The organism is Streptomyces sp. NPDC090077, from assembly GCF_044747545.1.
Classification (GTDB): Bacteria; Actinomycetota; Actinomycetes; order Streptomycetales; family Streptomycetaceae; genus Streptomyces.
Genome location: NZ_JBIVEG010000001.1, coordinates 689,071 through 711,676, shown reverse-complemented (window position 1 = coordinate 711,676; position 22,606 = coordinate 689,071). Strand labels below are relative to the sequence as shown.

General features: G+C 75.7%; 22 protein-coding genes. 12 read left to right on the top strand and 10 right to left on the bottom strand.

Going from position 1 to position 22,606, the window contains the following annotated elements:
• The first annotated feature begins 110 nt into the window (after positions 1-110).
• On the top strand, positions 111-773 hold the full coding sequence (locus tag ACIPW5_RS03110; RefSeq protein ID WP_401239534.1) for a hypothetical protein: 663 nt from the start codon (positions 111-113) through the stop codon (positions 771-773).
• A 15-nt stretch (positions 774-788) separates the two neighbouring features.
• Here the strand turns inward: ACIPW5_RS03110 and ACIPW5_RS03105 are convergent, their stop codons facing one another.
• Both ACIPW5_RS03105 and ACIPW5_RS03100 read right to left on the bottom strand, forming a co-directional pair.
• On the bottom strand, positions 789-3,206 hold the full coding sequence (locus ACIPW5_RS03105; protein ID WP_401239532.1) for an ABC transporter: 2,418 nt from the start codon (positions 3,204-3,206) through the stop codon (positions 789-791).
• A gap of 23 nt (positions 3,207-3,229) precedes the next feature.
• Positions 3,230-4,228, bottom strand: coding sequence for an MsnO8 family LLM class oxidoreductase (locus tag ACIPW5_RS03100; RefSeq protein ID WP_401239530.1), 999 nt, complete (start codon positions 4,226-4,228; stop codon positions 3,230-3,232).
• An 89-nt stretch (positions 4,229-4,317) separates the two neighbouring features.
• Here ACIPW5_RS03100 and ACIPW5_RS03095 point away from each other — a divergent pair, with 89 nt between their 5' ends.
• A complete protein-coding gene (locus tag ACIPW5_RS03095; RefSeq protein WP_401239528.1) occupies positions 4,318-4,812 on the top strand; it encodes a hypothetical protein in 495 nt (164 codons plus the stop codon).
• A gap of 52 nt (positions 4,813-4,864) precedes the next feature.
• Here the strand turns inward: ACIPW5_RS03095 and ACIPW5_RS03090 are convergent, their stop codons facing one another.
• The gene (locus tag ACIPW5_RS03090) at positions 4,865-5,080 is read right to left on the bottom strand and encodes a dodecin (RefSeq protein ID WP_401239525.1); all 216 of its coding nucleotides are present in this window, start codon (positions 5,078-5,080) and stop codon (positions 4,865-4,867) included.
• Between the two features lie 165 nt (positions 5,081-5,245).
• On the opposite strand from ACIPW5_RS03090, the gene ACIPW5_RS03085 reads away from it, so the two are divergent.
• The 3 genes from ACIPW5_RS03085 to ACIPW5_RS03075 all read left to right on the top strand — a co-directional run bounded on the left by ACIPW5_RS03085 (position 5,246) and on the right by ACIPW5_RS03075 (position 8,442).
• The gene (locus tag ACIPW5_RS03085) at positions 5,246-6,508 is read left to right on the top strand and encodes an extracellular solute-binding protein (protein ID WP_401239524.1); all 1,263 of its coding nucleotides are present in this window, start codon (positions 5,246-5,248) and stop codon (positions 6,506-6,508) included.
• Positions 6,509-6,673: 165 nt separating this feature from the next.
• Positions 6,674-7,483 (top strand): GNAT family N-acetyltransferase, encoded by an 810-nt coding sequence (locus ACIPW5_RS03080; protein ID WP_401239522.1) that lies wholly within the window; start codon positions 6,674-6,676, stop codon positions 7,481-7,483.
• Complete coding sequence (locus ACIPW5_RS03075) at positions 7,480-8,442, top strand: lysophospholipid acyltransferase family protein (protein ID WP_401239519.1); 963 nt, start codon at positions 7,480-7,482, stop codon at positions 8,440-8,442. Before ACIPW5_RS03080 ends, ACIPW5_RS03075 begins: the two co-directional genes overlap by 4 nt.
• Here the strand turns inward: ACIPW5_RS03075 and egtD are convergent.
• Genes egtD through egtA form a run of 4 tightly spaced genes read right to left on the bottom strand, consistent with a single transcriptional unit; the run spans position 8,334 to position 12,770 of the window.
• The gene (gene egtD / locus ACIPW5_RS03070; RefSeq protein WP_401239517.1) at positions 8,334-9,299 is read right to left on the bottom strand and encodes an L-histidine N(alpha)-methyltransferase; all 966 of its coding nucleotides are present in this window, start codon (positions 9,297-9,299) and stop codon (positions 8,334-8,336) included. The genes ACIPW5_RS03075 and egtD overlap by 109 nt on opposite strands.
• Positions 9,296-10,054, bottom strand: coding sequence for an ergothioneine biosynthesis protein EgtC (egtC, locus tag ACIPW5_RS03065; protein WP_401239515.1), 759 nt, complete (start codon positions 10,052-10,054; stop codon positions 9,296-9,298). Before egtC ends, egtD begins: the two co-directional genes overlap by 4 nt.
• Entirely contained in the window at positions 10,054-11,388 is a 1,335-nt protein-coding gene (egtB, locus tag ACIPW5_RS03060; protein ID WP_401239512.1) for an ergothioneine biosynthesis protein EgtB, read from the bottom strand. Before egtB ends, egtC begins: the two co-directional genes overlap by 1 nt.
• Positions 11,385-12,770, bottom strand: coding sequence for an ergothioneine biosynthesis glutamate--cysteine ligase EgtA (gene egtA, locus ACIPW5_RS03055; protein ID WP_401239510.1), 1,386 nt, complete (start codon positions 12,768-12,770; stop codon positions 11,385-11,387). The genes egtB and egtA overlap by 4 nt, the downstream gene beginning before the upstream one ends.
• 108 nt (positions 12,771-12,878) lie before the next feature.
• Between egtA and ACIPW5_RS03050 the strand changes: the two genes are divergently transcribed.
• Positions 12,879-13,694 carry a TIGR02452 family protein gene (locus tag ACIPW5_RS03050; RefSeq protein ID WP_401239507.1) on the top strand — a complete coding sequence of 272 codons (816 nt, stop codon included), beginning with the start codon at positions 12,879-12,881 and terminating at the stop codon, positions 13,692-13,694.
• 141 nt (positions 13,695-13,835) lie between these two features.
• Entirely contained in the window at positions 13,836-14,495 is a 660-nt protein-coding gene (locus tag ACIPW5_RS03045; RefSeq protein ID WP_401239505.1) for a helix-turn-helix transcriptional regulator, read from the top strand.
• Positions 14,496-14,565: 70 nt separating this feature from the next.
• Here ACIPW5_RS03045 and ACIPW5_RS03040 read toward each other — a convergent pair whose 3' ends face one another.
• Together ACIPW5_RS03040 and ACIPW5_RS03035 are read right to left on the bottom strand one after the other, a co-directional pair.
• Positions 14,566-15,012: a type II toxin-antitoxin system PemK/MazF family toxin gene (locus ACIPW5_RS03040; RefSeq protein ID WP_401239503.1), complete on the bottom strand. Its 447-nt coding sequence runs from the start codon at positions 15,010-15,012 to the stop codon at positions 14,566-14,568.
• 78 nt (positions 15,013-15,090) lie between these two features.
• The gene (locus tag ACIPW5_RS03035; protein WP_401239501.1) at positions 15,091-15,909 is read right to left on the bottom strand and encodes a class I SAM-dependent methyltransferase; all 819 of its coding nucleotides are present in this window, start codon (positions 15,907-15,909) and stop codon (positions 15,091-15,093) included.
• Positions 15,910-16,072: 163 nt separating this feature from the next.
• Here ACIPW5_RS03035 and ACIPW5_RS03030 point away from each other — a divergent pair, with 163 nt between their 5' ends.
• On the top strand, positions 16,073-16,735 hold the full coding sequence (locus tag ACIPW5_RS03030) for a GPP34 family phosphoprotein (RefSeq protein ID WP_401239498.1): 663 nt from the start codon (positions 16,073-16,075) through the stop codon (positions 16,733-16,735).
• A 60-nt stretch (positions 16,736-16,795) separates the two neighbouring features.
• Here the strand turns inward: ACIPW5_RS03030 and ACIPW5_RS03025 are convergent, their stop codons facing one another.
• Positions 16,796-17,476 (bottom strand): response regulator, encoded by a 681-nt coding sequence (locus tag ACIPW5_RS03025; protein WP_401239497.1) that lies wholly within the window; start codon positions 17,474-17,476, stop codon positions 16,796-16,798.
• 183 nt (positions 17,477-17,659) lie between these two features.
• Here ACIPW5_RS03025 and ACIPW5_RS03020 point away from each other — a divergent pair, with 183 nt between their 5' ends.
• From ACIPW5_RS03020 to ACIPW5_RS03005, 4 genes are all read left to right on the top strand, one after another.
• Positions 17,660-18,598 (top strand): ATP-binding cassette domain-containing protein, encoded by a 939-nt coding sequence (locus ACIPW5_RS03020; protein ID WP_401239493.1) that lies wholly within the window; start codon positions 17,660-17,662, stop codon positions 18,596-18,598.
• A complete protein-coding gene (locus ACIPW5_RS03015; RefSeq protein ID WP_401239490.1) occupies positions 18,595-19,428 on the top strand; it encodes an ABC transporter permease in 834 nt (277 codons plus the stop codon). Before ACIPW5_RS03020 ends, ACIPW5_RS03015 begins: the two co-directional genes overlap by 4 nt.
• Positions 19,429-19,562: 134 nt before the next feature.
• Positions 19,563-21,143, top strand: a complete 1,581-nt coding sequence (locus tag ACIPW5_RS03010) for a sensor histidine kinase (RefSeq protein WP_401239487.1) — start codon at positions 19,563-19,565, stop codon at positions 21,141-21,143.
• 75 nt (positions 21,144-21,218) lie between these two features.
• Positions 21,219-22,571 carry a tetratricopeptide repeat protein gene (locus ACIPW5_RS03005; protein ID WP_401239485.1) on the top strand — a complete coding sequence of 451 codons (1,353 nt, stop codon included), beginning with the start codon at positions 21,219-21,221 and terminating at the stop codon, positions 22,569-22,571.
• Positions 22,572-22,606 lie beyond the last annotated feature (35 nt).

The following is a 22,606-nucleotide window of genomic DNA, read 5'->3' as shown; positions in this document are numbered from 1 at the left end:
GGGCCGCCCTGGGCCGATCGGCTGACCCGATCCGCCGACCGGGCGCTCGTACGGGCCGTCCGCCGCGCCGCGCCCCGGCCCGGCCCGGTGCGTGGGGTTCAGTGGACCCCATGCCCCACGCCCCCGCCGGGTCCGGACCGGGCCGCCGCACCGCGCTGGCCGCGGCCCTCGCCTGCCTGGCCGCGGCCGGCTGCACGGCCGAGGACACCGCGACCCGCCGGAGGCCGCACGGCCCCGCCCCCGGCCAGCCCGCCGCCAACGACGCCCTCGTCATGGTGATCCGGCACGCGGAGAAGCCCGCCGCCGGAGCCACCGGCGAGGACGACGAGGGCAACGAGGACCCCGGCTTCCTCGCCGGCCGGGGCCGCCGCCGCGCGGAGGAGCTGCCCCGGCTGTTCGGACCGGCCCACAGTGCCCGGCTGCCCCGCCCGGCCGCGCTGTACGCGACCGGCGGGCCGCAGTCCGCCCCCGCCCGGTCCCGGCAGACCCTGGCGCCCCTGGCCGCCGCCCTGCGGATCCCCGTACGCGCGCAGTTCGCACTCGGGGCCGAAACCGCCCTGGCCCGGGCCGCGTCGGCCGCCCGGACACCCGTGCTCGTGTGCTGGGAGGCCGCCGGGATCCCCCGGCTGGTCCACGCCCTCGGCGCCCACCGCGTCCTCGGGGTCCCCGCCGCCTGGCCCGACCGCTACGACCTCGTCTGGACGTTCACCCGCACCCGCGGCGAGTGGGCCTTCCGCGAACTCCCGCAGGAACTGCTGCCCGGGGACGCCTGATCCGGCAGAGACGACCTAGAGCCCCAGCGCCCGCGCCAGGTACGGGGCCGTGCGGGAACCGGGCGAGGCGGCCACCAGTGACGGCGGACCCGCGGCCGTGATCCGGCCGCCCTCCGTCCCGCCGCCCGGACCCAGGTCGACGACCCAGTCCGCGCCCGCCACCACCTCCATGTCGTGCTCCACGACCACCACCGAGTGCCCGGCGTCCACCAGCCCGTGCAACTGCCGCAGCAGCACCCGCACATCGGCCGGGTGCAGCCCCGTCGTCGGCTCGTCCAGCAGGTACAGGGTGTGGTCGCGGCGCTGCCGCTGGAGCTCCGTCGCCAGCTTGATGCGCTGCGCCTCCCCGCCGGACAGCTCCGTCGCGGGCTGCCCCAGCCGCAGGTAGCCCAGGCCGATGTCCTCCAGCGCCCGCAGGCTGCGCGCCGCCGCCGGCACCTCCGCGAAGAAGCCCGCCGCCGCCTCCACGGTCAGGCCCAGCACCTCCGCGATGTCCAGTCCCGCGTAACGCACCTCCAACGTCTCGGCGTTGTACCGGGCGCCCGCGCAACTCGGGCAGGGGGCGTACGTACTGGGCAGGAACATCAACTCCACCGAGACGAAGCCCTCGCCCTGGCAGGTCTCGCAGCGCCCGCCCGGCACGTTGAAGGAGAACCGGCCCGCCTTCCAGCCCCGCTCCCGCGCCCCGGGGGTGGCGGTGAACAGCTTGCGGACGACGTCGAACAGCCCCGTGTACGTGGCCAGGTTGGAGCGCGGGGTCCGCCCGATCGGCTTCTGGTCCACCTCCACCAGCCGCCGCACCGGGAAGTCCGGATCGGCCAGCCTCCCGGCGACCTCGCCCGCCAGCACCTGTCCCACCAGCGTGGACTTCCCCGAACCGGACACCCCCGTGACCGCCGTGAACACCCCGAGCGGGAAGTCCACGTCCACCCCGCGCAGGTTGTGCCGGTCCACGCCCGACAGGCGGATCCGCCCGGTGGCCCCGCGCGGGCCCCGCCCCGGGCCGGGCGTCCCCACCGCGAACAGGTGCCGTGCCGTCGCCGACTCCGCGACGCCCGCCAGCCCCGCCGGGGGCCCGCTGTACAGCACGCGGCCGCCGTGCTCCCCGGCCAGCGGCCCCACGTCCACCACCCAGTCGGCGCGGCGCACCACGTCCAGGTGGTGCTCCACGACGAAGACGCTGTTCCCCGCCCGCTTCAGCCGCTCCAGTACGCCGAGCAGCGCCTCGGTGTCCGCCGGGTGCAGCCCCGCCGACGGCTCGTCCAGCACGTACACCACGCCGAACAGCCCCGACCGCAGCTGGGTGGCCAGCCGCAGCCGCTGGAGCTCGCCCGCCGACAGGCTCGGCGCGGTCCGGTCCAGGCTCAGGTAGCCGAGCCCGAGCTCCACCACCGGCGCGATCCGTGCCCGCAGGTCCCCGGCCAGCACCCGCGCCGCCTCCCCTTCCGGGGTGGCGTCCGCGAGTACGCCGTCCAGCTCGCCCAGCGCCAGCCCGGCCAGCTCCGCGATCGTGCGGCCCGCGAAGGTCACGGCCAGGGCCTCCGGCCGCAGCCTGCGCCCCTCGCACACGGGGCACGGGGCGTCCGTGAGGAACTTCTCCGCGCGCGCCCGCAGCGTGGCGCTCTTGGTGTCGGAGAAGGTTCGCATCACGTAGCGGTGGGCGCTCATGTACGTGCCCTGGTAGGGCCGCTGGATCCGGTCGGCCTCGCGCACCGGGTGCACGGTGACCACCGGCTGCTCCTCCGTGAACAGGATCCACGCGCGGTCCTCGGCCGGCAGCTCCCGCCAGGGCCGGTCCACGTCGTGGCCGAGCACGTCGAGGATGTCGCGCAGGTTCTTGCCCTGCCAGGCCCCCGGCCAGGCCGCGACGGCACCCTGACGGATCGACAGGCCGGGATCGGGTACGAGGAGTTCCTCGCTGGTGCGGTGGACGCGTCCCAGCCCGTGGCAGGAAGGGCAGGCGCCGGCGGCCGTGTTGGGGGAGAAGGCGTCCGAGTCGAGCCGTTCGGCGCCGGGCGGATAGGTGCCGGCCCGCGAGTACAGCATCCGCAGGGAGTTGGACAGCATGGTCACCGTCCCCACCGAGGACCGCGAACCCGGGGCCGAGCGGCGCTGCTCCAGGGAGACCGCGGGCGGCAGCCCGGTCACCGAGTCCACCTTCGGGGCGCCGATCTGGTGGATCAGCCGCCGGGCGTAGGGGGCCACCGACTCGAAGTAGCGGCGCTGCGCCTCGGCGTAGAGGGTGCCGAAGGCCAGGGAGCTCTTGCCGGAGCCGGAGACGCCGGTGAAGACGGTCAGGGTGTCGCGCGGGACGTCCAGGTCCACCCCGCGCAGGTTGTGCTCCCGGGCGCCGCGCACCCGTACGCAGGGATCGGGGGCGTCCGGCAGGCCGGGCTCGGCGGGGGTGTCGGGCGTGTCGGGGGAGTGGTGCATTCGCCCCAGTTTAGAGCCCCCGGTCAGCTCCGGCTCAGCCCGGTGATCCGGGCCAGCCGGGTGAAGGAGTCCAGCAGGGCGGCGCGGTCGTACGTGGAGGTGGTGACCAGCAGCTCGTCCGCCCCGGTGGCCTCCGCCACCTCGTCCAGCGCGGCGGCCACCTGCGCCTCCGTACCGGCGATGTGCCCGGCGAGGCCGCCCTCGTACAGCTCCCGCTCCTTGGGTGTCATCTCCAGCGCCGCGACCTCCTCGGCCGGGCGCAGCGGCGGGAAGCTGCCCCGGGTCCGGGACCGGGCGAGGGCCCAGGCCTCCGGGAGCAGGATCCGCCGCGCGGCCTCCTCGGTGGCGGCGACCGCGACCGTCCCGGAGACCACCACGTACGGCTCCGCCGCCCACGCGGAGGGCCGGAACTCCTCGCGGTACCGGCGCACCGCCTCCGCGGTCCGGGCGCGGCCCCGCAGGTCGCCGACCACCACCGGGAGCCCGGCCCGGGCGGCGATCCCCGCGCCCTCGCCGGTGGCCAGCACGAACGGCGGGATCCGCAGCCCCTCGGCGGGGCGGGCGTGCACCTCGGGGTGGGCGCGCTGGGTGCCGTCGATCCAGCCGAGCAGTTCGGCCAGCTGCTCCTCGAAGCGGTCGGCGTCGGCGGTGTCCCGGCCCAGGGCGCGGCGGATGCCGCCGGTGAAGCCGACGGAGCGGCCGAGGCCCATGTCGATCCGGCCGGGGAAGAGGGCCTCCAGCACCCCGAACTGCTCCGCGACGACCAGGGGTTGGTGGTTGGGCAGCATCACCCCGCCGGTCCCGACCCGGATCCGCCGGGTGGCAGCGGCGACGGCGGCGGCCAGCACGGTGGGCGCGGAGCCGGCGACCCCGGGCACGCTGTGGTGCTCGGACACCCAGAAGCGGTGGTAGCCCAGCCCGTCCGCGGCGCGGGCCAGCTCCACGGTGTCGCGCAGGGCTTCGGGGGCGGTGTGCCCCTCGCGGGTGCGGGACCGGTCGAGGACCGAGACTTTTCGGATCACACCCGTCTCAACGCGCGGTGGCGGTGGTGATTCCCGGGTGCGGCCGGACGGTCCGTCGGGTTGTCGTACCGGCGGCCTAGGCTGCGGGCATGACAGAGACTCCGTCCCGCCGTCCGCTGGCCGTCTTCGACATCGACAACACCCTGGCGGACACCGGTCACCGCCAGCACTTCCTGGAGGGCAGGCCCCGCGACTGGGCCGGGTTCTTCGGTGCGGCGCCGGCCGATCCGCCGCTCGCCCGGGGCGTGGCCCTGGCGGTGGAGAGCGCGGCCGACTGCGAGGTGGTGTACCTGACCGGCCGTCCCGAGCGCTGCCGGGCCGACACCGCCGACTGGCTGACCCGGCACGGGCTGCCCGAGGGCCGGGTGTGGATGCGCGGCAACCAGGACCGGCGTCCGGCGCGGGTGACGAAGCTGGAGGTGCTCCGCCGCATCTCCCGGGGGCGTGAGGTGCGGGTGCTGGTCGACGACGACGCGCTCGTCTGCGACGCGGCCCGCGCGGCCGGCTTCCGGGTGCTCCTGGCGGACTGGGCCGCGGACGCGCCGGAACTCCGGCAGGGGCAGGAGGGCGAGGGCCGCACCTGACCGGCCCCCGGCCCGTGGCGGCGCCCGGCGGCCCCGCTGCCAGTCCTCGTCCTCAGTCCTCGCCGTCGAGGCGGAAGCCCACCTTCAGTCCGACCTGGTAGTGCGCGACCTGCCCGTTCTCGATGTGCCCGCGCATCTGTGTGACCTCGAACCAGTCCAGGTTGCGCAGGGTCTGCCCGGCGCGCGAGATCCCGTTCCGGATGGCTTGATCGATGCCCTCGGTGGAGGTGCCGACGATCTCGGTCACCCGGTAGGTGTGGTTGGACATGGGGGTCTCCCGCCAGTCGTCGCTGTTGCCTTGTTCTACGGTGCCCCAGTAAGTCCGGGTCCGCGAACTTTGCGTGAACAATCCCGGGTGAAAGGGGGTTGACCCGCCCATTGGTCTATGCCAATTTCAAGCCATCTGAGATCCATCCCCAGAAGGTGACCCCTCGTGAAGATGCGCTTCCTCGCCGTGTGCACGGCCCTCGCGGCCGCGACCGTCCTGACCGGTTGCGGCCAGTCGGCGGGATCCGACGGAGGCTCCGACAAGGTGACCCTGTGGCTGATGAAGGGCAGTGCCTCCGAGGACTTCATCGCGAAGTTCACGGCCGACTTCGAGAAGCAGCACCCCGGCATCGACCTCCAGGTCAAGATCCAGGAGTGGAAGGGGATCGGCGACAAGGTCAACGCCGTCCTCAGCGGCAAGGCCAAGGACGGCGCTGACGTCATCGAGGTCGGCAACACCCAGGTCGCGCAGTACGTCGAGACCGGCGGCGTCTCCGAGGTCACCCTCGAAGGGCTGCGCGAGTGGGGCAGCAAGGACTGGCTCAAGGGCCTCTCCGACCCCGGCAGCGTCAACGGGGCCCAGTACGGCGTCCCGTGGTACGCCGCCAACCGGGTGGTGATCTACAACAAGGACCTGTTCGCGGCCGCCGGGATCAAGACCCCGCCGAAGAACCGCCAGGAGTGGATCGCCGCCACCCAGAAGCTCGACAAGGGCGACCAGCAGGGCATCTACCTGCCCGGCCAGAACTGGTACGTCCTCGCCGGATTCGTCTGGGACGAGGGCGGCGACCTCGCCGTCGAGACCGGCGGCCAGTGGGTCGGCTCCCTCGACGACGAGAAGGCCCTCGCCGGAATGGACTTCTACAAGCAGCTCCAGGCCCTCGGCGACGGCCCCAAGGGCGGCGACGAGGAGACGCCCCCGCAGTCCGAGGTCTTCGCCCGCGGCCAGGTCGCCCAGATCATCGCCACCCCCGGCCAGGTCGCCCAGATCGAGGCCGCCAACCCGGCGCTCAAGGGCAAGCTCGGCTTCTTCCCCATCCCCGGCAAGACCTCCGACAAGGCGGGCGCCGTCTTCACCGGCGGATCCGACCTGATCATCCCGGAGAAGACCGCCGACCGGTCCCGGGCCGTGGACGTGGTCACCGCCCTGGTCAGCGAGAAGTGGCAGAGCGAACTCGCCCGCACCATGAGCTACGTCCCCAACAAGACCACCCTCGCCCGCGTGGTCGAGGGCAACGACGGCGCCGCCGCCATGGCCCCCGGCGCCGCCCAGGGCCGCGCCACCCCGAAGTCCGCGCGCTGGGCCGAGGTCGAGGCCAACAACCCGATCAAGCCCTACATGACGGCCGTGCTCGGCGGCCAGGACGCCCGCCAGGCGGCGAAGACGGCCTCCGACGCGATGAGCCGGGTCCTCAACTCCGACCGCTGATCACCCGTCCGGGGGAACCCGCCGGGACACCGACCGCCGAGTTCAGCCTCCGCACATCCGGGAGCCGCCGACCGGTCATGTCGAATCCAGCCGGTCACGGAAGAAGTAGAGGAGCCGGGCCCGCCACCTGCGGCCCGGCTCCCCGTGCCCGGATCAGGAGCAGCCATGACCATCGCCCCCCTGTCCCCGTCCCCCCTCGCACACCCAGCCCCGGCCGCCGCCCCCACGGCCCCCACGGCCCCCGGCACCCCCCGCTACACCGTCCGCCTCGCCCGTGACGAGGACGAGGTCCGCGCCGCCCAGCGGCTGCGCCACCAGGTCTTCGCCGGAGAGCTCGGCGCCCGCCTCGACGGCCCCGAGCCCGGCCTGGACTCCGACGCCTTCGACGCCTACTGCGACCACCTCCTCGTCCTCGACGAGGAGACCGGGCAGGTCGTCGGCACCTACCGGCTGCTGCCGCCGGAGCGCGCCGCCGTCGCCGGACGCCTCTACTCCGAGGGCGAGTTCGACCTCTCCGCCCTCGCCCCGATCCGCCCCGACCTGGTCGAGGTCGGCCGCTCCTGCGTCCACCCCGACCACCGCAACGGCGCCGTGATCGCCCTGATCTGGGCCGGCCTGGCCCGCTACATGGAGCGCACCGGCCACAACTGGCTCGCCGGGTGCTGCTCGATACCGCTGGCCGACGGCGGGGTGCTGGCCGCCGCCACGCGCGAGGCCGTCCTCGCCCGCAACCTCGCCCCGCAGGAGTACCGCGTCACCCCGCACCTGCCCTGGAGCCCCGGGGGGATCACCGTCCCCGGCCGCATGGAACTGCCGCCCCTGCTGCGCGGCTACATCCGCCTCGGTGCCTGGGTGTGCGGGGAGCCGGCCTTCGACGCGGAGTTCGGCTGCGCCGACCTGTACGTGCTGCTCTCCCTGCGCCGGACCAACCCGCGCTACCTGAACCACTTCCTCTCGCTCGCCCCGGGCGCATGAGCGGCTGGCTGCCGACCTCCCCCTGCACCCCCGAGGCCTGCGCCGGCCACCCGGGGGCGACGGCGAGCGCGGTCCGTGCCGTGCTCCGGCTGGCCGCCGCCCTCGCCCTCGTCCTGCTCGCCGTCCCGGCCGCGCCGCCGGTCCGGCTGCTCCCCGCCCGGCCCCGGCGCGCCCTGGTGCGGGCCTGGGCCGCCGCGCTCGTGCGGTCGCTGGGGATACGGATCACCGTGCACGGCACCCCGGGCCCGGACGGGGGCCGCCTGATCGTCGCCAACCACATCTCCTGGCTGGACATCCCGCTCGTCGCCGCCGTCCTGCCGAGCCGGATGCTGGCCAAGAGCGAGATCGGCGCCTGGCCGGTGCTCGGCCCGCTCGCCGCCCGGGCGGGCACCCTGTTCATCGAACGCGACCGGATCCGGGCCCTGCCCCGCACGGTCGCCGCCCTCGCCGGCGCGATGGAGGCCGGCGACCGGGTCACCGTCTTCCCCGAGGGCTCCACCTGGTGCGGGCGCGCCCAGGGGCCCTTCCGGCGGGCCGCGTTCCAGTCGGCGCTGGACGCCCGGGTGCCCGTACAGCCCGTGCGGATCGGGTACCGGCTCGTGGACGGATCGCTCGCCGGGGCGCCCGCCTTCGTGGGGGAGGACCCGCTGACCGCCTCCCTGTGGCGGATCGCCCGGGCACGCGGGCTGCGGGCCGAGGTACGGCTGCTGCCGCGCATCCCGCCGGGCCGCCACCCCGACCGCCGCGCCCTGGCGGCCGCCGCGCGGGAGGCCGTACTCGGCACCCCCGGGCGGGAGCTGCCGCTGCCGGCGGGCGTACCCGCGCAGCAGCGGCCCGGCGCGGAGCCGGATCAGCCCCCGGCCACCGACAGGGACAGCGCGAACCGGCCCGACGCGTCCGTCCACCAGTGCGTCAGCTCCAGGCCGGCCCCGGCCAGCTCCTTGCGCACCCCGTCCTGACGGAACTTCGCGGAGATCTCCGTCAGGATGTCCTCACCCGCCTCGAACGGCACCAGCAGGTCCAGCGCGCGGACCTTGACCGTCACCGCCTGCCGGGCCCGCAACCGCATCTCGATCCACTCCCGCTCACGGTTCCACACCGCCACGTGGTCGAAGTCGGCGGTGTGGAAGTCCGCGCCGAGCTCCCGGTCGATCACCGCCAGCACGTTCTTGTTGAACTCCGCCGTCACCCCCTGCGCGTCGTCGTACGCGGCCACCAGCACGGCCTCGTCCTTGACCAGGTCGGTGCCCAGCAGCAGGGCGTCCCCGGGCGACAGCATCGCCCGTACGGACGCCAGGAACTCCGCCCGCTCCGGCGGCAGCAGATTGCCGATCGTGCCGCCCAGGAACACCACCAGCCGGGGCCCCTCGGAGTCCGGCAGGTGCAGCGGCTTCGTGAAGTCGGCCAGCAGGGCGTGCACCCGAAGCCCCGGGTGCTGGGCGAGCAGCAGCTCGCCCGCGCCGGTCAGGGCGCTCTCGCTCACGTCCACCGGGACGTACGTCCGCAGCCCGGGCATCGCCTCGATCAGGTGCCGGGTCTTCTCCGAGGAGCCGGAGCCCAGCTCCACCAGGGTGCGCGCCCCGCTCACCACCGCGATCTCCCCGGCCCGCTCCAGCAGGATCTGCCGCTCGGCACGGGTCGGGTAGTACTCCGGCAACCGGGTGATCTCCTCGAAGAGTTCACTGCCCCGGGCGTCGTAGAACCACTTCGGCGGCAGCTCCTTCGGGAAGCGGGTCAGTCCGTTCAGGACGTCGGCGCGCAGTGCCTTGTCGGCGGCGTCCTCGTCCAGGGTCCGGGTCAACTGGAAATCGCTCACGGGGAGGTCTCCTTGAGGGGGGTCAGGGCGACCCGCGTGCGGGTGGCGGTCAGCAGGGTCCGGTCGGGCACCTCGTACCAGCGGGCGTCGTCGTCATGGGGTTCGGACGCCACGACCACGAGCCCGGCCGCCGGGTCGGCCAGGTACCAGAGGGAGTCGCCCCAGGCGGTGGCGGCGATCGCGGCGCCGTCGGTCAGCAGCAAGTTCAGCCGGGAGCCCGGAGCGGCCGCGGACAGTTCGCGGACCGGCTCCGCGAGCGCGGTGCCCATGTCCTCCCCCTCCCTCAGCCGGCGCAGCACCAGCGCCCAGACCAGCGCCGAATCCGTGCGCGCCGCCAGCCGGAGCAGGTCCTGCGGCGGCAGGGCGGCGGCGAGCGGGCCCGCCGCGTCGGGCCAGCCCCGCACGGCCCCGTTGTGGCTGAACAGCCAGGGCCCCGAGGCGAAGGGCGCCGCGGCGGCCTCCCCGTCCGCCCCCGGCAGCGTGGCGTCGCGCACGGCGGCCAGGAACGCGCCGCTGCGCACCACGCGGGTGAGGTCGGCGAAGCCCGGGTCGCCCCAGACCGGTCCGGCGCGCCGGTAGCGGGCCGGGACCGGGTCGTCCTCGGCGTACCAGCCGACGCCGAAGCCGTCCGCGTTGACGGTGCCGAACCGCTGGCGGCGCGGCTGCCAGGACTGGCGGACCAGCGAGTGCCCGGGATCGCTCAGCAGCCGTTCCAGGGCCACGGCCGGCCCCAGGTAGGCGAGGTGGCGGCACATCAGGCGTCCCTCGCGGTGCGGAAGCCGGAGAAGATCTGCCGCCGCACGGGCAGGTCCCAGTTGCGGAAGGTGCCCCGGCAGGCGACCGGGTCCACGGCGAAGGAGCCGCCGCGCAGCACCTTGTGCCCGGGGCCGAAGAACACCTCGGAGTACTCCCGGTAGGGGAAGGCGCGGAAGCCCGGGTAGGGCAGGAAGTCCGAGGCCGTCCACTCCCACACGTCGCCGATGAGCTGGCGCACCCCCAGCGGGGAGGCGCCGGCGGGGTAGCCGCCCGCGGTGGAGGGGCGCAGGTGGCGCTGGCCCAGATTGGCGTGCGCGGGGGTGGGGTCGGCGTCGCCCCAGGGGTAGCGGCGGGAGCGGCCGGACGCCGGGTCGTGGCGGGCGGCCTTCTCCCACTCCGCCTCGGTGGGCAGCCGGCGGCCCGCCCAGCGGGCGTAGGCGTCGGCCTCGTACCAGCTCACGTGCAGAACCGGTTCTTCATCGGGGACGGGCTCGGTCACCCCGAAGCGGCGGCGCAGCCACCGGTCGCCCTCGCGGTGCCAGAACAGCGGCGCCCCGATGCCGTGCGCCCGGATCTGCTCCCAGCCCTCGGGGGCCCACCAGCGGTCCTCGCGGTAGCCGCCGTCCGCGATGAAGGCCCGGTAGGCGGCGTTGGTCACCGGGGCCGTGTCGATCCGGAACGCCGCCACCTCCCGCACGTGCGCGGGCCGTTCGTTGTCCAGCGCCCAGGGCTCGGTGGATGTGCCCATGGTGAACGGGCCGCCCGGGACCAGGACTTCGGCTGCTTCCGGCGGCGGCCCCTGCGGCGGATCCGGGTCGGGGGCGGCCAGTACCGGGGCCCCGGCCCGCAGCTGATGGGTGATCAACATCGTCTCGTCGTGCTGCTGTTCGTGCTGGGCGATCATCCCGAACACGAAGCCCTCGTCGAGCAGCGCCGTGCCCTCCAGCGGAGTGCGCTCCAGCAGGTCGAAGACCCGGCCGCGCACCTCCGCCGCGTACCGGCGGGCCGCCTCCGGGCCCAGCAGGGGCAGCTTCGGCCGTTCGGAGCGCGGGTGCTCGAAGGCGTCGTACAGGGAGTTGATCTCCGGGTGCATGGACTCCCGGCCGGCCACCCGGCCCAGCAGCCACAGCTCCTCCTGGTTCCCGATGTGCGCCAGGTCCCAGACCAGCGGGGACATCAGGGGGGAGTGCTGCGCGGTCAGGTCCCGGTCGCTCACCGCGTCGGTCAGCGCGGCGGTGCGGGCCCGGGCGGCGGTCAGGGCGGCCGCGGCGCGCTCGCGCAGCAGCTCGGGGCGGATCTCCGGGTGGATCCCGGGGCGGGTCTCGGCGGTCACGGGCGCGGTCCCTTCGCGGCGGCCGGCCGTCGCCGGCGTTCTCCGGTGCGGGCCGCGGCGTTGGCGGCGGCCCGGGCCCCGGCGGCCTCCAGTGCGCCGGCGCCGGCGGCCGCGGCGTCGTCCGCCGGGCAGCGTCCGCGCCGTACGTAGCGCTCCGCGAAGGCGCCCACCGCGTCCTGGACCTCGCGGCCCGCCCCGAGCCGGGGCAGCGCCTCGCCGGCCGCGCGGAAGCACGCGGCGGCCGCCGCGCGCAGCTCCGGATCGGCGAGCCCCGACCGGGCGGCGGTCCGCCACAGGGGGTTGCGCGGGGCGCGCTGCGGTCCGTACGCGTCGGCCAGCGCCTTCACCGCCCGGTAGGCGGTCTCGGAGGCCCCGGGGTCGTCGAACAGCGCGTGCACGAGCGCGACCGGGACCAGCCAGCCGTCCTCGCCCGGCTGCGCGTCGATCATCCGCAGCTCCAGGTGGCCGCGCGGCCGGACCGGCGGGAAGAGGGTGGTGAGGTGGTACTCCAGGTCCTCGGCGGTGGCCCGCCGTCCCGCGCCGCCCCGCGGCCCCGTGCGCAGCCAGTCGCGGAAGGTCAGCCCGCTCGGCACCGTCCAGGGGCCGTCGCCCGGCGCCCGTACGCACATCACCTCGGTGTCCAGCGCGTGCCGCACCCAGCCGGCCCGGGGCTCGTCCGCCAGCGGCGGGGCCAGCGCGCGCCGCGGGTCGATGTCGCTCCAGATCCCCTGCCGGGCGCACTTCCAGCCCCGGTAGGGGCCGTCGCGGCCGGGGGAGTTGGCGAAGACCGCCACGAGCACGGCGCCCAGCAGGTGGGCCAGGTGCCAGCGCCGGCCGTACCCGAGCGGACCCGGCTCCTCGTGGCCGGCGTCCACGCAGACCTGTACCGAGGCGGAGGAGCGCATCATGGCGCGCCCGGCGGGGCCGGTGCGGTCGAAGTAGGCCTCCATCGCGTCGTAGCGCGGGCTGGCCAGCAGGCGGTCGAGCGGTGCCCGGGGGTCCTGGCCGAGGCCGTGCAGGACGAGGCCCTGGCCGTGCAGGGCGCCGCGGACGGCGGTCAGGTCGGCGCGCAGGCCGTCCAGGCAGGCGGTGAGGGAGTCGGCGGGGGCCGAGCTGAGTTCCAGCTGGCCGCCGGGCTCGACGGTGAGCCGGGAGTTCAGGGGCAGTGCGCGGGCGGCCGCGTGGGCGGCGGTCAGCCTCTCGGGGGGCAGGGGCAGCCCGGGCCGCTCGGCGTCCAGGACGAGCCATTCGAGCTCGGCGCCGAGGAGGCGGGGCGGGCCGGTCTTGAAGCAGATGCCGCGGACGAGGTCCTCGGCGGCCGCTTCGGTCAAGGGGTTCTGCTCGGCGTTCCTGGCGAGTGGAGCGGGCGAGTTCTCGGGCATGACCGGAACCTCGTCTCCTGTCGTCGGCCGTGATGTCACCCGTGCCCTACCCCTCATCGGAGCGCTAATTCCTTTGCCGTCCCGGCTTCCGGGGCGCAGGATTCCGGCGTGAGCAGCAGATTGCGCGAGATCGCGCGGGAGAACGCACTGATCGCGGCGTCCGGGGAGTACCGGACGCGGTCGGGACGGCGGGTCTCCCTCGCCGCCGACCTGGCGGAAGCCAAGGCCGGAACCAGGATATACGGCACAGGTCATGCCATACCGGACAGTGGGCCCGTCGGGGGAGGCCGGGCGACGGTCTTCGAGGTCACGGGGGAGAGCAGCACGGTCGCCGCGCGCCGCCTCGCGGAGGAGGGCGGCACGGCCGTCCTGAACTTCGCCTCGGCCCGCAATCCCGGGGGCGGGTACGTCCGCGGGGCCAAGGCCCAGGAGGAGGCCCTGTGCCGCGCCTCGGCCCTGTACGAGACCCTGCTGGAGGCCCCGGAGTACTACGAGGTCCACCGCGCGGGAAAGAGCACCTTCTACACCGACCGGGTGATTCACTCCCCCGGGGTGCCGGTCTTCCGCGACGACCGGGGCGAACTGCTGGACACCCCGTTCCGCGCCGGTTTCCTCACCTCCCCCGCCCCGAACGCGGGCACCATCCGCCGCCAGGAACCGGAGCGCGCGCACGAGATCCCGGCCGCGCTGGCCCGGCGGGCCGGGCTGGTCCTGGAGGTGGCCGCACTGCACGGGTACCGGCGGCTGGTGCTGGGCGCGTGGGGGTGCGGGGTGTTCCGCAACGACCCGGCCCAGGTGGCGGAGGCCTTCCGGGCGGCCCTGACCGGCCGCTTCGCGGGCACCTTCGAGCGGGTCGCGTTCGGCATCCTGGACCGCGACCCCCGCACCCGCGAGACCTTCGCCGCGGCCTTCGACGGCTGCTGACCGGCGCGGCCCAGCACCCGCGGCCACTGCGGTGGCTACCGCCTGGCCGCCGGCACCGACCTGCCGCCCCTCCTCCTGGACGACGAGGAGGCCGTCGCGGTCACGGTCGCCCTGCGCACCGCCGCGGGCAGCCTCACCGGCATGGAGGACACCGCCCTGCAGGCGCTGGCCAAACTGGAACAGGTCCTGCCGCGCCGCCTGCGCGGCCGGGTCGGCGCACTCCAGTCCACCCTGTCCGGCATCAGCTGGGAGGACCGCGGGCCCCGGATCGACCCCGCCCTGCTGACCACCCTCGCCGTCGCCTGCCGCGACCACGAGGTACTCACCTTCACCTACACCACCCGCCGGGGAGCGGCCGCGCACCGCCGGGCCGAGCCCTGCCACCTGGTCGCCTCCGGCGGCCTCTGGTACCTCATCGCCCACGACACCGGCAAGGACGACTGGCGCCTCTTCCGCCTCGACCGCATCACCGCCCCCCTGGCCACCGGCCGACGCGTCCCGGCGCGCGAGGTCCCCGGCGGCGACCCGGCCGCCTTCGCCGCCCGGCGCCTGGCGGCGGCCCCGACGCGGTACCGGGCCGTCGCGACGGTCGACGCCCCCGCCGACACCCTGCGCCACCTCGGCACCCGCGTCCGCCCCGTCACCGCCGCCACCTGCCGCGTCGACGCCTCCGACGACTTCCTGCCCCGCATCACCCGCACCCTGGCGGGCCTGAACGCGGACTACGCCCTGGACGCCGACCCGGAAGTCCTCACCCACCTCCGGGCGGCGGCGCGGCGGATGCGGGCCGTGACGGGGTGAACGGGCACGGGAGGCACGGGATCATGCCGGCATGCGCGTGACGGCTGACGGAACCTGAACCGCCGCCGGACTACTGCCAGCCGTAGCGCTCGCGCAGGCGGTCCGCCACCATGCGGAAGCGGGGGAGGTCCAGGGCGCAGGCCTCGCGGCGCATCCCCGACTCGTGGACCCGCAGCACCCGGTCCACGTCCACCCAGGACTCACGGCCCGCGCCGTCCCAGGGGCCCGAGCCGATCGGCACCCACTCCCGGTCGTGGTCGTGCCGCTTGCTGGACAGCTGGACGGCGAGCAGCGTCGCCCCACCCGCCTCGCGCGCCACCACCAGCACCGGACGGTCCTTGCCCCGCCCGTCGTTCTCCTCGAAGGGGACCCAGGTCCACACGATCTCCCCCGGGTCGGGGTCCCCGTCCGGGTCGGGGGCGTACTCGGTGCGGACCGGGCCGATGGAGCGCAGGTCGGCCTCGGTGGTGGCGGTCAGGCCGTCCCGGCCGGGCTCGTGGTGCGAAAGTGCCGTCATGCGGGCGAGGCTAGTGGGTCCCGCGAAGGCCGCGGGCCACGGGCGGTGCGCCCCGTCACGCGCGGGTTGACGCGCGGCTCACCCCACCCGGGCGAGGAAGAGGTCGCTGAACTGCTCCATCGCGATGCCGCCGCCATGGGCGTCCAGCACCCGGCCGGTGTCCGCGAGGACCCGTTCCCGCACGCCGGGGGACAGGACGCGGTAGCGCGAGAGCGAGGCCAGGTAGCCCAGGTAGCGCTCGGTGCCGTAGTACCGGTCCTCCCGGTGGCGGACGCCGCGCACGTCGGCGAAGCGGCCGTCGCGGCGGCACTCGTCCTCGGGCCAGCCCGGCAGCCCCGCCCAGTCCCCGGCCGCGTCGCCGTAGGCCGATGCAGGTGCTCCGTGCGGCGTACCGGTCATCCCGTGCCGGGCGTCCACCTCCGCGAGGGCGGCGTGCACCCCGGGGTCGCGCACCCCCTGCGGGTTCCAGAACAGGGCCACCGCCCCGCCGGGCGCGAGCGCGGCGCAGGCCAGGTCCCAACGCCGCTCCGGGTCCACCCAGTGCCAGGACGCGGCGGCCAGCAGCAGCCCGAACCGCCGCCCGCCCGGCTGCCACTCCTCGAACCCGCCCACGTGGACCCGGACCCCCGGGAAGCGGGCGGTGTTGCGGCGCAGCACCTCCGCCATGCGCGGGTCGGGCTCCACGCACACGAGCCGCGTGCCCCGTTCGGCGAAGGGCACCGTGGCCTTGCCGGTGCCGGCGCCGACCTCCAGCGCCCAACCGCCCCCCGGCGCCGCGTAGTCCAGCACGTCCGACACCAGGGCGTCCGAGTACCCCGGGCGTGCCGCGTCGTAGACCACGGCCACTTCCCCGAACACCCGGGCGCGCGCCATGTCGACCTGCTCCGGACCGTTCACTCCCACGAGTTCCCCCCCAGCACCCCGGGCCGACCACACGGTCAGCCCGCCCTGAGGATAGGAGGAGCCGGGAGAGACCCGTGAGGACGGCGGGAACTCCTCCGCGTCCCCCGACGTCTCATCTGTCGAGAGAACGGTCACGGAGCGTGCGGGGGTAGCGGGTATGGCGATCACACTGGCGGAGGAGATCGTGCTGCTCTCGCTGGACGACGAGTCCGGCTCGGCGCAGCAGCGGCAGGCGGCAGGCTGGGCCGTCGCCGGGGCGTTCCTCCTCGAACTGGTCCTGGCCGAGCGGGTGTCCATCAGCGGCAAGGCCCTCACCGTCACGGACCCGACCTCCACCGGGGAGCCGCTGCTCGACGGCCGCGCGGAGCTGATCGGGACCTGGCTGCGGGGGCGCGGCCGGCACCGTGCCTCGGACTGGCTGATGAAGGACCAGGCGAAGGCCGTCAGCGCGGCCGTGGAGCGCCTCTGCGAGCGGGGGGTGATCGTGGAGGAGAAGCGCAAGGTCCTCGGGATGTTCCCGGTGCGCCGGTACCCGGAGTCGGACGGCGCGGTCGAGCGCGAGCTGCGCGCCCGCCTGGCCGCCGTCGTGCTGGACGGCGAGGAACCGGACATCCGCACGACCGGCCTCATCGCACTGATCCACTCCGCCAAACTGCACGGCCTGGCCTTCCCCGACGCCCCGCGCGAGCAGGTGGCCGCCCGGATGGCGGAGATAGCCGACGGCCAGTGGGCGGCCGAGAGCGTCCGCACCGCGATCCGGGACACGCAGGCGGCGATGATCGCGATCACGGTGGTGACGACGACCACGATCCTCATCTGAGCCCGCACCGCACGTGCGCCCGCCCGTCCCCCGGTCGCCCGGCCGCGATCCGGCCGCCGGTCAGGCGCCGCGCGGCGGGATCAGCCCGGACTCGTGCGCGGCGATGGCCGCCTCCACCCGGTTGCGCACGCCCAGCTTCGTCAGTACGGCGCTCACGTGCGCCTTCACCGTGCCCTCGACGAGGTGGAGCCGGCCCGCGATCTCCGCGTTGGACAGTCCGATGCCCAGACCGGCCAGCACCTCGCGCTCCCGCTCCGTCAGCCGGTCCAGGGAGCGGTGCGGGTGCGCCGAGCGGTGGGCGCGCATCCCGGCGATGACCCGGCCGGCGACCCGCGGCGACAGGTACGCCCCGCCCGCGCCGACCGCCCTCACGCCGCCCAGGAGTTCCCTCGGGTCGTCCGCCTTCAGCAGGAAGCCGTCCGCGCCCTCCTCCAGCGCCCGGGCGATGTGCTCGTCCTGGCCGAAGGTCGTCAGCATGATCACCCCGACCGCCGGCAGCTCCCGGCGGAACCGCCCCACCGCCGCCAGGCCGTCGAGACCGGGCATCTGGATGTCCAGCAGCACCACGTCCGGCCGGTGACGGCCGGCGAGGGCGAGGGCCTCGTGCCCGTCGCCCGCCTCCGCGACCACCTCGACCTGCGGGTCCCGGGCCAGGATGGCGCGTACGCCGGCCCGGACCATCGCCTCGTCGTCGGCCACCAGGACCCGGACCGGCCGGCCGGCCGCTGTCGTCTCTTCCACGCGGACGAGCCTACGGCCGGCGCACCGCGGGCCCGCCGGGCCGACCGCAAGATCCCTCCGGGGTAGGGGAGTTCCCCCGACGAAAGGCATGACGCCCCTTCCCTTCGCCGCATGGGCACCGGCCCTTCGCGTTCGTAGCGTCGACCTCGTACGCAGAACGCGACCGACAGCGGAGGAACCCTCGTGATCAGCCTCAGAGGACTGACGAAACGCTACGGCGGCACCCTCGCCGTGGACGACCTGACGTTCGACGTCCGGGCGGGCCGGGTGACCGGCTTCCTCGGCCCCAACGGGGCCGGGAAGTCCACCACGATGCGCATGCTCCTGGGCCTCGACCACCCCACGCGCGGGCGGGCCCTGATCGGCGGCCGGCCCTACGCGGACCTGCGCCGCCCCCTGCGGGCGGTGGGCGCGATGCTCGACGCCCGCGCCGTCCACCCCGCCCGCTCCGGCCGCGCGCACCTCCTCGCCCAGGCCCGCGCCAACGCCATCCCGGCCCGCCGGGTCGACGAGGTGCTGGAGACGGTGGGCCTGGCCAAGGCGGCCCGCAGGCCGGCCGGCACCTACTCGCTCGGCATGAGCGGGCGCCTGGGGGTGGCGGGCGCCCTCCTCGGCGACCCGCCCGTGCTGGTCCTCGACGAACCGGTGAACGGCCTCGACCCGGACGGGGTGCGGTGGATCCGCCGGCTCGTCCGGGACCAGGCGGCGCAAGGACGCACCGTGTTCCTCTCCAGCCACCTCATGAGCGAGATGCAGGTGACGGCCGACCACCTCGTCGTCATCGGGCGGGGCAGGCTGCTGAGCGACACCGCCATGACGGAGTTCCTGGCCGCCGCGTCGCCCGCGACGGCCCGCGCCACGGTGCCCGACCCGGGGGAGCGGTCCGTCCTGGTCCGCCGGCTGGCCGCGGCCGACGGCGTGTCCGTCGAGACGGGCCCCGACGGCGAACTGACCGTCGGCGGCCGGACCGCCGCCGAGGTCGGCGACCTCGCCCACCGCTGCGGAGTCCGGCTGCACGCCCTGGGCGACGTGGGGGTGTCGCTGGAGCAGGCGTACATGGACCTCACCGCGCGCAGCGCCGAGCACACGACGGGCGCCACGGCAGAAGGAGCAGGGCAGTGACCACGACCACGAGCGCACGGGACGGCCGGGACGGACGGCGGACGCACGCCCCGCGGAACGCCGACGGCACCCCGGACGGGCACCCGCCCGGCCGCTTCGCCGGCGAGCTCGCCTGCGAGTGGACGAAGCTCCGGTCGGTCCGCGCCCCCTGGCTCGCCCTCCTGGCGGGCCTCGTGATCACCGGCGTGTTCACCTTCTACTACGCCTCGATCGCCCGCATCAACGAGCAGCCGGTCCAGCCCGTCGGCAACGCGGCGGCGGCCTCCGCCGTCGTCACCCAGTTCGCCTTCGTCGTCATGGCCGCGGTCGCCGTCACCTCGGAGTACACGACGGGCACCGTGCGCGCCTCGCTGCTGTGGGTGCCGCGCCGCCACCGGGTCCTGGCGGCGAAGGCCGTCGTCACCGGCACGGTGGCCCTGCTCGGCGGCGCCGTGTCCGCCGCGGTGGGCGCGGCCGTCGCCTGGGGCGCGTTCGGGGGACGCGCCTCCTCCGCGGCGGGCACGGTCCTCGGACAGGTCCTGGCCGTCGGGGTCTACCAGGGGCTCGTGGCCGTGCTAACCGTCGGAGTGGCCTTCGCCACCCGGCACCCGGCCGGGGCGCTGTCGGTCCTCGGCGCGCTGCTCTGGGCACTGCCGAGCGTCTTCCTCGGGCTCGGCGGCGAGACCCTCGCGGCCGTCAACGACCACATGCCGTACGGAGCGGGCGACCACTTCATGCGCGCCGGCGCCGCCGCCCCGTACTCCTCGGTGACGGCCCTCCTCATCGTGGCCGCATGGACCGCGGCGGCGTACGCGGCCGGCCTGTACGTGCTGCGGCGCAGGGATGCCTGACACCCCGTCGGCGGGGACCGGGTCACCCGCCGACGGCCCCCGTCCCGGGCACGTCCCGCAGAATCGACCAGCAGGACACGGCCGGACACGGCCGGACACGGCACAGGACGAACCCGGAAGGACCCCCACGCACCATGCGGCACCCGCTCCTCCGACCCAGGCCCGTGCTCGCCGACGCGGCGCTGTGGACCGTGCTCGCGGCCGCCACCGGCTACGGGTTCCGGGACGCGGGCGCCGCCGCGCCGCTCACGGAGCTGCTGCTCCCGCTCGCCGTGCTGGCGGTGGCCGTACCGCTGTCCCGCTCCCGGCCGGGGGCCGCCGTGTTCCTCGTCAACGGCCTCTGCGCGGTGGGCCTCGCAGACTCCGCGACCCCCGCCAACGCCCACGTCCTGTCGCTGGCCGCGCTGAGCTGCCTGCTCGGCGCCCGCACGGCCGGCGCCCGGGGCCCGCTCGCGGTGCTCGCCACCTCCCTCGCCGCCGACCTCGCGGCGTGCGCCGTACTCGGGGTGCCGGCCGTGTGGTGGTTCTACACCCTGGCCGTGCTGCCCGCCGCCCTCCTGCTGCCCTGGCTGGCCGGGCGCCACTGGCGGGGCCGGCGGGAACTCGTACGCGAGGGCTGGCGGCTGGCCGGAAGCCTGGAGGAGCGCCAGCACCTCGTCGCGGAGCGGGCCCGGCTCGCCGAACGGGCCGACATGGCGGCCGACATGCACGACTCCCTCGGCCACGTGCTGAGCCTCGTGGCCCTGCGCGCCGGCGCCCTGGAACTCTCCCCGGACCTCACCGACCGCGACCGGGCCGACCTCGCCGAACTGCGCGGGACGGTCGCGGACGCCGTCGAGCGGCTGCGCGAGACCGTGGCCGTGCTGCACGAACCGCGTGAGCAGGGACCCGGGACGGACACCGTCGAGGACCTCCTCGCCCGGGCGGTGGCCGCCGGGGTGCCGGTGCGCTGGGAACGGCACGCGGCGGCCGCCGGACCGCTGCCGCCGCTGGTCGAACGCGGCACCTACCGGGTGGTGCAGGAGGCCCTCACCAACGCGGTGAAACACGCCCCGGGCGGCGGCGTCACGGTGGACATAGAGCACGGCGCCGAGCACACCCGCGTGAGCGTCGTGAACGGCGCCGCCGCGGGTGACGGGCCGGTACCCGGTCCGGGAGGCCGGGGGCTGGCCGGCCTGCGGGAGCGGGTGGCCGTCCTCGGCGGCACCCTGCGGACCGGGCCCTGCCAGGACGGCTTCCGGGTCACCGCCGTCCTCCCGCACCGGACCCCGGCCCGCTCCGCACGGCAGGCCGCCCCCGAGACCCCCGGCACCGCCCCCGAGTCCGCCGAACGGCACGCCCGGGTACGCCGCGCCGCCCGCCGCCGCGCCGCGGCCGCCCTCGTGGCACCGGCCGTGGCGGCGGCCTTCTTCGTCCCGGCCGCCGTCGCCCTGGCCCGGCAGCTGACCACGGGCGTGCTGGAGCCGTCCCGCTTCGCCGAGCTGCGGCCGGGGGCCTCCCGTGCCGAACTCGGCAGCCTGCTCCCCGCCCGCCCCTTCCCCTACCCGCCCGACCACCTCCGCTCCGCCCCCCGGCCGGCGGGCACGGACTGCGCGTTCTACCGCTCCGGCAGGGACCTGCTGGAGCAGGTCGACCTCTACCGGCTCTGCTGGTCGGACGGCGTCCTGGTGTCCAAGGACACCCTGAGGGCCGCTCAGAGGTCCACGGGCTCGTAGGGCACATCGGTCCTGAGGACTGGCGGCGGGAGCCGGTGCTGCACCTGGTGAGTGACGGCCCCTTAGAGTGCGATCGTGAACCCTGCCGTACTCGACCACCGGACCCGCACGCACCAGGAGTGCGTACCGCCCGACCTCGTCGAACGACTCCTCGCACTCGGGCACACGGACACCGTGCGGGCCCTGGCCGAGGACGGCGAGTGGTTCTGCGCCCGCGCCTGGGCGCGCCGGCTCGCCGGGGAGGGCGAGCCGGACGAAGCCCTGGCCGTCCTCGCCCCCTACCTCGCGACGGGCTGGTTCACCGCGGCGGCGGAAGCCGCCCGGCTCCTCGACGCGGCGGAGCGCGGCGAGCAGGCCATCGGCCTGCTGCGCCCCTTCGCGGCCCGGGAGGACGACGAACGCTCCGCGCTGGGCGAACTCGCACCGCTGCTGTGCCGCCACGGCCGGGCCGAGGAGGCGTACGCACTGCTCGTTCCGCACCTCGCGGACTGGTACCTGGCCGAAGCGCTGGCCGACGCGGCCCTGGCGGCGGGCCGCGCCGACGAGGCCGCGGAGCTGCTGGCCGCCCGGCTCGCCCCCGGCCGCCCGTGCGAGCGGTGCGGCAGCCCGGAGTGCGGCGGGCGCCACCTGTCGCCGTTCAACGCGGTGGACCTCATCGCCCGCCTCCACGAGCAGCAGGGCCGCACGCAGGAGGCGGTCGACACGTTCCACGCCTACGGGGCGACCCCGGTCAACAACCGGGACCCGCTCGCCGAACTCCTCGTGAGGCACGGCCGGATCGGCGAACTCCGCGCCTACGCAGCCGACGGCGACCACCCGGCGGCGGTCCGCCGGCTCGCGGAGCACCTGGAGGAGCAGGGGGACGTGGCCGGCGCGGCCGAGGTCTACCGGCCGCACGCGGAGCGGGACTCCGGGCACGCCCGGATCCTGCTCGCCCGGCTCCTCGCCCGGCACGGCCGGGGCGGCGAGGCCATCGAGGTGGTGCGGGCGCGCGAGACCCACGACGACTGCACCCTCGACCTGCTGTGCGGGATGTTCGCCGCCGAGGGCCGGGCCGAGGAGGGCCTCGCCCACCTGGACGCCCTCAAGTCCCGCAACGGGGAAGAGGACTGGGAGCTGTTCCGACTGCGGGGCCCGCTGCTGGCGGCCTGCGGCCGGATCGACGAGGCGCTGGAGGAGGCCCGGTCCCACCCCGAGGGCGCGAGCTGGTACGCGGTGGAGGAACGGGCCCGCCTGCTGGCCGACTCCGGCCGCCTGGAGGAAGCCGTGGCCCTCCTGCGGACGGACCCCGCCCGGCACTGCCGGGCCCTGGCCCCCCTCCTGGTCGAACTGGGCCGCGTACCGGAGGCCGTCGCCCTGCTCCGCACCCCGCTGCCCGAAGTCCCCGCACCCGCCCCCTGGGGATACAGCGACTGCCCGCCCTTCTGAAGGGCGTTGCAGGGCGGGGCGGACCGGGCTCCTCG

What these genes read in the sequence shown, in the direction of transcription:
- ACIPW5_RS03110 (WP_401239534.1), top strand. Translation starts at nt 111, where the DNA reads ATGCCCCACGCCCCCGCCGGGTCCGGACCGGGCCGCCGCACCGCGCTG.
- ACIPW5_RS03105 (WP_401239532.1), bottom strand. Translation starts at nt 3,206, where the DNA reads ATGCACCACTCCCCCGACACGCCCGACACCCCCGCCGAGCCCGGCCTG.
- ACIPW5_RS03095 (WP_401239528.1), top strand. Translation starts at nt 4,318, where the DNA reads ATGACAGAGACTCCGTCCCGCCGTCCGCTGGCCGTCTTCGACATCGAC.
- ACIPW5_RS03090 (WP_401239525.1), bottom strand. Translation starts at nt 5,080, where the DNA reads ATGTCCAACCACACCTACCGGGTGACCGAGATCGTCGGCACCTCCACC.
- ACIPW5_RS03080 (WP_401239522.1), top strand. Translation starts at nt 6,674, where the DNA reads ATGACCATCGCCCCCCTGTCCCCGTCCCCCCTCGCACACCCAGCCCCG.
- ACIPW5_RS03075 (WP_401239519.1), top strand. Translation starts at nt 7,480, where the DNA reads ATGAGCGGCTGGCTGCCGACCTCCCCCTGCACCCCCGAGGCCTGCGCC.
- egtC (WP_401239515.1), bottom strand. Translation starts at nt 10,054, where the DNA reads ATGTGCCGCCACCTCGCCTACCTGGGGCCGGCCGTGGCCCTGGAACGG.
- egtA (WP_401239510.1), bottom strand. Translation starts at nt 12,770, where the DNA reads ATGCCCGAGAACTCGCCCGCTCCACTCGCCAGGAACGCCGAGCAGAAC.
- ACIPW5_RS03045 (WP_401239505.1), top strand. Translation starts at nt 13,836, where the DNA reads ATGGAGGACACCGCCCTGCAGGCGCTGGCCAAACTGGAACAGGTCCTG.
- ACIPW5_RS03040 (WP_401239503.1), bottom strand. Translation starts at nt 15,012, where the DNA reads ATGACGGCACTTTCGCACCACGAGCCCGGCCGGGACGGCCTGACCGCC.
- ACIPW5_RS03030 (WP_401239498.1), top strand. Translation starts at nt 16,073, where the DNA reads ATGGCGATCACACTGGCGGAGGAGATCGTGCTGCTCTCGCTGGACGAC.
- ACIPW5_RS03010 (WP_401239487.1), top strand. Translation starts at nt 19,563, where the DNA reads ATGCGGCACCCGCTCCTCCGACCCAGGCCCGTGCTCGCCGACGCGGCG.